The organism is Rhizobacter sp. (genome assembly GCF_031412075.1).
Lineage (GTDB): Bacteria > Pseudomonadota > Gammaproteobacteria > Burkholderiales > Burkholderiaceae_C > Rhizobacter.
Window position 1 is genome coordinate 1 of sequence record NZ_JANOCG010000379.1, and the last position, 5454, is coordinate 5454.

The 5454-nt window shown below is 66.9% G+C and carries 5 protein-coding genes and 1 pseudogene; 2 read left to right on the forward strand and 4 right to left on the reverse strand.

The features are described 5' to 3' along the window. Window positions 1-544: pseudogene (locus RMO40_RS14120) on the reverse strand (hypothetical protein); the annotation flags it as partial. Window positions 545-780: 236 nt separating this feature from the next. Beyond that, window positions 781-2187 (reverse strand): alpha/beta fold hydrolase, encoded by a 1407-nt coding sequence (locus RMO40_RS14125; RefSeq protein WP_309722383.1) that lies wholly within the window; start codon window positions 2185-2187, stop codon window positions 781-783. A gap of 173 nt (window positions 2188-2360) precedes the next feature. Here RMO40_RS14125 and RMO40_RS14130 point away from each other — a divergent pair, with 173 nt between their 5' ends. Next, a complete protein-coding gene (locus RMO40_RS14130) occupies window positions 2361-2915 on the forward strand; it encodes a DUF3617 family protein (RefSeq protein WP_309722386.1) in 555 nt (184 codons plus the stop codon). Here RMO40_RS14130 and RMO40_RS14135 read toward each other — a convergent pair. Beyond that, window positions 2896-3453, reverse strand: coding sequence for a GNAT family N-acetyltransferase (locus tag RMO40_RS14135; RefSeq protein WP_309722390.1), 558 nt, complete (start codon window positions 3451-3453; stop codon window positions 2896-2898). The genes RMO40_RS14130 and RMO40_RS14135 overlap by 20 nt on opposite strands. Further along, window positions 3450-4052 carry an XRE family transcriptional regulator gene (locus tag RMO40_RS14140; RefSeq protein WP_309722393.1) on the reverse strand — a complete coding sequence of 201 codons (603 nt, stop codon included), beginning with the start codon at window positions 4050-4052 and terminating at the stop codon, window positions 3450-3452. Before RMO40_RS14140 ends, RMO40_RS14135 begins: the two co-directional genes overlap by 4 nt. Window positions 4053-4182: 130 nt before the next feature. Here RMO40_RS14140 and RMO40_RS14145 point away from each other — a divergent pair, with 130 nt between their 5' ends. Beyond that, window positions 4183-5190: a hypothetical protein gene (locus RMO40_RS14145; RefSeq protein WP_309722395.1), complete on the forward strand. Its 1008-nt coding sequence runs from the start codon at window positions 4183-4185 to the stop codon at window positions 5188-5190. The last annotated feature ends 264 nt before the right edge of the window (window positions 5191-5454 follow it).

Genomic DNA, 5454 nt, shown 5'->3' on the forward strand with positions numbered 1-5454 from the left:
CGCCCCCGATCTGCGTGGCGATGCAAAAGAGGTGGCTGGCCTTCACCAGCGCCAGCCGCACCGGCTGGTCGTAGCCCGGCATCACGCACAGGCGTGTGATCTCGGCCAGCAGCTGGCCGCGCCGCGCTGCGGGCAGCTCGACGCTGCGCTCGATCTGCAGCGGCGCCAGGCGGTTGCTCTGCACCCGCGCCGAGCCCACCACCCGGCCGCTGGCCTTGTCTTCGGCAAAAAAAATCGTGGTGTCGTCCAGCCGGTCGAGCGGGTCGGCGCTGCCGAACGAAGCGGCCTGCTCGGGCAGGTGGCGGCCGTAGGCCAACTGGCGCAGGGCCTGCACACGCAGCAGCTGGCTTTCGTCACACACCACCCTCACGCGAAACGGCAGGCTGTGAGCGATGACCGATGCGCCAGCGCGCACGCGCGGTGCCACCGCGTTGAGCGCGCCGAAATCTGAATCGTTGCTTCGGAGCCCGTGGTCGAGGGTGGATATCTCCAGCGCCCGGGGCACCGGCAACAGCGTGGCGGGCGGGAAGTTTTCCCTGTACATGCAGTCGTCCTGTGAGCTTGAAATCGGCCCCATGCCTGCTTGTCGGCCTGGTGCGCGAAGGGTTGAGCCGCCAGCTCACTTCATCTGTTGCCAGTTGTGCCGCTCCCACCGGGCACTCAAGCAGCCATCACCGGGCGCCCACGCTCGTCGCCGACGTGACACGCCGCAGCAAGCGGTAACAGCTTTGCCCATTTGCTGACAAGGCGCTGTGGTGGCAACGCCAGCGCACAAAGCCGCTACTTCGCGGCGGGCCGTGTGTGCCAGAGCAGGTGGGCGTCGCCGTTGTAGTCGCTGCCGTGCAGGTCGCTCACCGAAAAATACAGCCGGCTCGGTGTGGGCATCTCCACGTTGCGCTCGCTGGCCTGAAGGCTCGCGCCGGCGAGGTCGAGGCGGCTGTCGTCGGCGCTGATGGCCACGCGACCGCTCAAGCGCACGGCAGTGGCGGTGACTTCGCTGCGCTGCGCCGAGAGTGCCACGTCGCTGCTCTCGATCACACTGTTTTCCAGCGTCACCGACGACAACTTCAACGTGAGCTGCTTCAGCCGCGCGCCTTCGATGCGCGCGTCGGCGCAGTTCTCGAGTGTGATGCTGTCGTAGCGGCCGCTGTAGCGCTGGTCGGCCTTGTTCAGGCAGACCACGTGGCCTTGCGAGGGCTCGGTGGTGTCGGCTGCCGGCTTGGGCGCCAGCGGTGCGCTGAGTGCCTCTTGCAGCAGGCGCTTGAAGGTGTTGGGGCTCTCCATCATGGGCGTGTGGCCCGCGCCGTCGATCACCTTCAAGCGCGCATCGGGCATGCGCTCGGCCAGCAGCTTGCCGGTGCGCAGCGGCGCCACCGGGTCGTCGCTGCCCCAGATCACCGTGGTCGGCGCTGCGGTCTCGCGGATGGCGGCGGTGAAGTCGTGCTCCACCAGGCCCAGGCCCGCTTCGACCTGGGTGTAGCGGCCGAGCAGCGTGTTGCGCACGCCCGGGTTTTGCGCGAGCCAGCGGCTGAAGTCGAAACGGTTGTCGAGGTCGTTGAACACCAGGCGCCGCACGCTGTTGACCCGCTCGCTCAGGCCCTTGAGCAGGTTGTCCAGCGGCGCAATGCCCACTTGCCGCGTGCGCAGGCTGGCGATGTGCTGCGCGAACACCATCTTGAGCAAGATGCCTGCGGCGTCGACCAGCACCAGGCGATCGACCTGGTCGGCATGGGCATGGGCGAAATAGAGACTCACCGCGCCGCCCAGCGAGTGACCCACCACATGCACACGCTGGCCCGGCGCGGTCTGCTGCACCACCTCGGCCAGCACCCGCCCCAGCGCAGGGAACGAATAGCCCTCGGGCGCGCCCGGCGAGGCGCCGAAACCCGGCAGGTCGAGCGCCACCACGTGGAAGTCGACCGCCAAGGCCGAGACCACCGTCTCCCAATCGCGGTGCGCGTTGTTGCCCAGGCCATGCACCAGCATCACGGTGCGCGGGTGCTTGAGGCCCGCCTCGCCGACCAGCACGCGCTGGCCTTTTGTCAGGGTGAGACAGCGGTACTGCAGGCGCGCCAGGCGCGGCGCCGGGGCCGATGCGCCATCGGCCACACGCTCGACGCAGGGCTCGGTGGATGCGGGCTCGGCAGCCCTGGCCGCACCACACGCGCCGGCGCAGATCAAGCCCATCGTCAGGCACCGCCACACGCGCTGGAGCATCCATCACCTCACCGATTGCAATGCCGCGCATTCTGGCCGATCACACATGGCCCTGCGACCCGATGTTTCCAATTGGAACCGCGCCAAGAAAGGGCACTCTGACTCTGCATACTCGCCCCTTTGTGATCACGGAGGTATGTGACTTGAAGACCCTGACATTCGTTCTCGCGGCCTGCTGCCTGCAAGCCGCCCATGCACAAACGCCGGCCGCCCCCACCGGCCCGAAGATCGAACCTGGCCTGTGGGAAATCAACATCGCGCTCAAGAGCCAGAGCGGCAAGGCCGAAGCGGCGATGAAGCAGGCCCAGATCCTCATCAGCCAGATGCCAGCTGCGCAACGCAAGGAGGTCGAAGAGATGATGGCCACGCAAGGTGTGCGCCTGGGTGACGGCAACAGCACCGTCAAGGCCTGCATCAGCAAGGAAGACGCCGAACGCGGCGAGATCCCGCAGCAGGCGGGCGACTGCGCGCAGCAGGTGCTGGAGCGCAACGGCAACTCGATGAAGGTGAAGTTCAGTTGCACCACCACACCCCCGGCCAGCGGCGAGGCGGTGGTCAACTTTCAGAGCCCCAGGGCCTACACCAGCCAGGCGGTGGTCAACACCGTGGTGGTGGGGCAGCCGGAGCGGGTGAACGTCGACCAGAGCGGCCGCTGGCTGGGGGCCGAGTGCGGCAGCGTCAGGGCCCTGGGGCGCTGATCGTCAACTCAGTCGTCAGGGGTTTGTAGAGGATGGTGGTGCCGGTGAGTGAACCATCGGGCATCAAGGCGAAACCCGGGATGTGGCCGCACATCAGCCAACCGGTGCGCAGGTAGAGGCGCTCGGCGGCATCGCTCGCGGTGTCGAGCACCAGCAAGGTCTTGCCTTGTGCGCGGGCCAGGTCTTCAGCGGCGCGCATCAAGGCTTCGCCCACCCCGCGCTGGCGGGCGCGGCGGTGCACCAGCAGCTTGTTCACATCGGCGCGATGCGGCTGGTTGTCGGGCTGGCTCAAGGCGAGCTGCACCGTGCCGACAATGTGGCCCGATTCGTCTTGCGCCACCAGCAGCGCACGTTCGCCCTGATGCACCTGCTGCGCGACCTGCTGCCAAAAGGCCAGCGCACGCGCCATCGACAAGCCTTCCATGAAGTTGACCGAGGCGCCGCCCTCGACGCAGTCGACCAGCACCTCACCGAGCTGCTGCAGCTGATCGGGTGCGACCAGCGTTTCGAGACGCTGGATGGAAATGCGCGATGTCATGGCATGGCCCTCATGTGACGCGCCAGTGGCTGCGTGAGCACCACCACATAACGCGCTCGTTTGCGGGTGGGGTTGCGGTAGGCCGTGGGCGCATCGAGCCGCATGGCGAGGCAATCTCCCTCGGCCAGGCGGTGGGTGTGCGGCCCGACGCTCACCTCGATCACCCCTTCGATCACCCACACCTGCTGGTGCACCTCGGCCCGCAAGGCGTTGTCGTAGGTCACGTGCCCGCCAGGCGGGAAGCTCACCTCCACCATCTGGATCGGCGACTCAAACCCGGGTGGCGAGAGGTTGCGCCGCAGGTAGCCCGAAGCCGGGTCGCGCCATTCGGGCTGCGCCTCGCGGCGCGCCAGGGGCGAGGCCGCACTGGCCTGCGGCGCCTCGAAAAGTGAACTCAGGTTGACACCGAGGCCTGCCGCGAGCTTGTCGAGCAGGCTCGCGGTGGGGCTGCTTTCGCCACGCTCCACCACCGAGATCATGGAGCGGCTCACCCCGCAGCGCTCGGACAGCTGCTCCAGCGTCCACCCCTGTGCCTGGCGCAGCTCACGCACGCGCTGGGCGATGCGGCCGTTCACGTCGAGTTCTGTTGATTCCACCATATTGGATGTGAAATCTACTGAACAGGAATGAATCCGTCAATCGGATACCCAAGTTTGCGAACGCGAAACAATCCCGGCGGTCGTGTTTGCTACAAATCCAACACAACAACACACCACCTCAGGGAGCACCATGAAGATCACACCCCCACCGTATTTGCTGATCGCGTTGAGCGCGCTGTGCCTCACCGCCTGCGGTGGCAACTCGGGCGACAGCCCGCCGCCCTCGGCCGGCCCCGACACCGCCACCCGCAGCAGCGCCGCCACCAGCACCGCGCAGAACAACGCCGCCTGCACCGCCATCCGCCCCTTCTATTGGGAGATCGGCGACCGCAGCCAGCGCCTGGCCAGTGCTTCGGTTAACCAGGCCGGCAACGCGACCACCTATACCGCCGACACGTTGATGCAGATCGCCTCGGCCTCGAAGTGGCTTTACGGCGCCTACGTGGCCGAGCGCCGCAGCGGCATGCTCACCGCCGAAGACACCCAGTTCCTCACCTTCACCAGCGGCTACACCAGCTTTGCGGCGATCGGCGATTGCTTCGCGTCCGACACCGTCGCCTCCTGTGTGGCGCGTGGCGACAACGACGTGCCGACACCTGCGCATGTCGGCCGGTTTTTCTACAACGGCGGCCACATGCAGAAGCACGCCAGCCTGGCCGGCGGCATGAACCTCGGCGCGATGGACAGCGCGGCCCTCGCCGCCGAGCTGCGCCGCCTGCTGGGCAGCGACATCAACCTCAGTTTTTCGCAGCCCCAGCCCGCTGGCGGCGTGCGCACCACCGCCAACGACTACGCGCGTTTCTTGCGCAAGCTGCTGAACAACCAGTTGCACCTGGGCGCTCTGCTGGGCAGCACCAAGGTGTGCACCAACCCGGCCACCTGCGCCACGGCAATCAGCACCCCCATCGGCAACGGCCTCAACTGGAACTATTCCATCGGCCACTGGGTGGAAGACGACGCCACCCGCAGCGACGGTGCGTTCAGCAGCGCGGGTGCCTTCGGCTTCTACCCATGGGTAGACGGGAGCAAGACCTGGTACGGCGTCGTGGCCCGGCAAGACATGGCCGGCGGCGGCAATGACTCGGCCGATTGCGGTGCGTTGATCCGCAAGGCCTGGGTGACGGGTGTGGCGCAGTAGCGCCACACCACCTCCTTCGTTCGGGCTGAGCCTGTCGAAGCCAGCGCCGGGCTGCACGCACCCTTCGACAAGCTCAGGGCGAACGGAGTTCTACAAGAACGGAGCCAAGGGTTCGGTTCATTGCCACCAAGCTCCGTTCGGGCTGAGCTTGTCAAAGCCAGCGCCGAGCTGCACGTACCCTTCGACAAGCTCAGGGTGAACGGAGTTCTACAAGAACGGAGCCAAGGGTTCGGTTCATTGCCACCAAGCTCCGTTCGGGCTGAG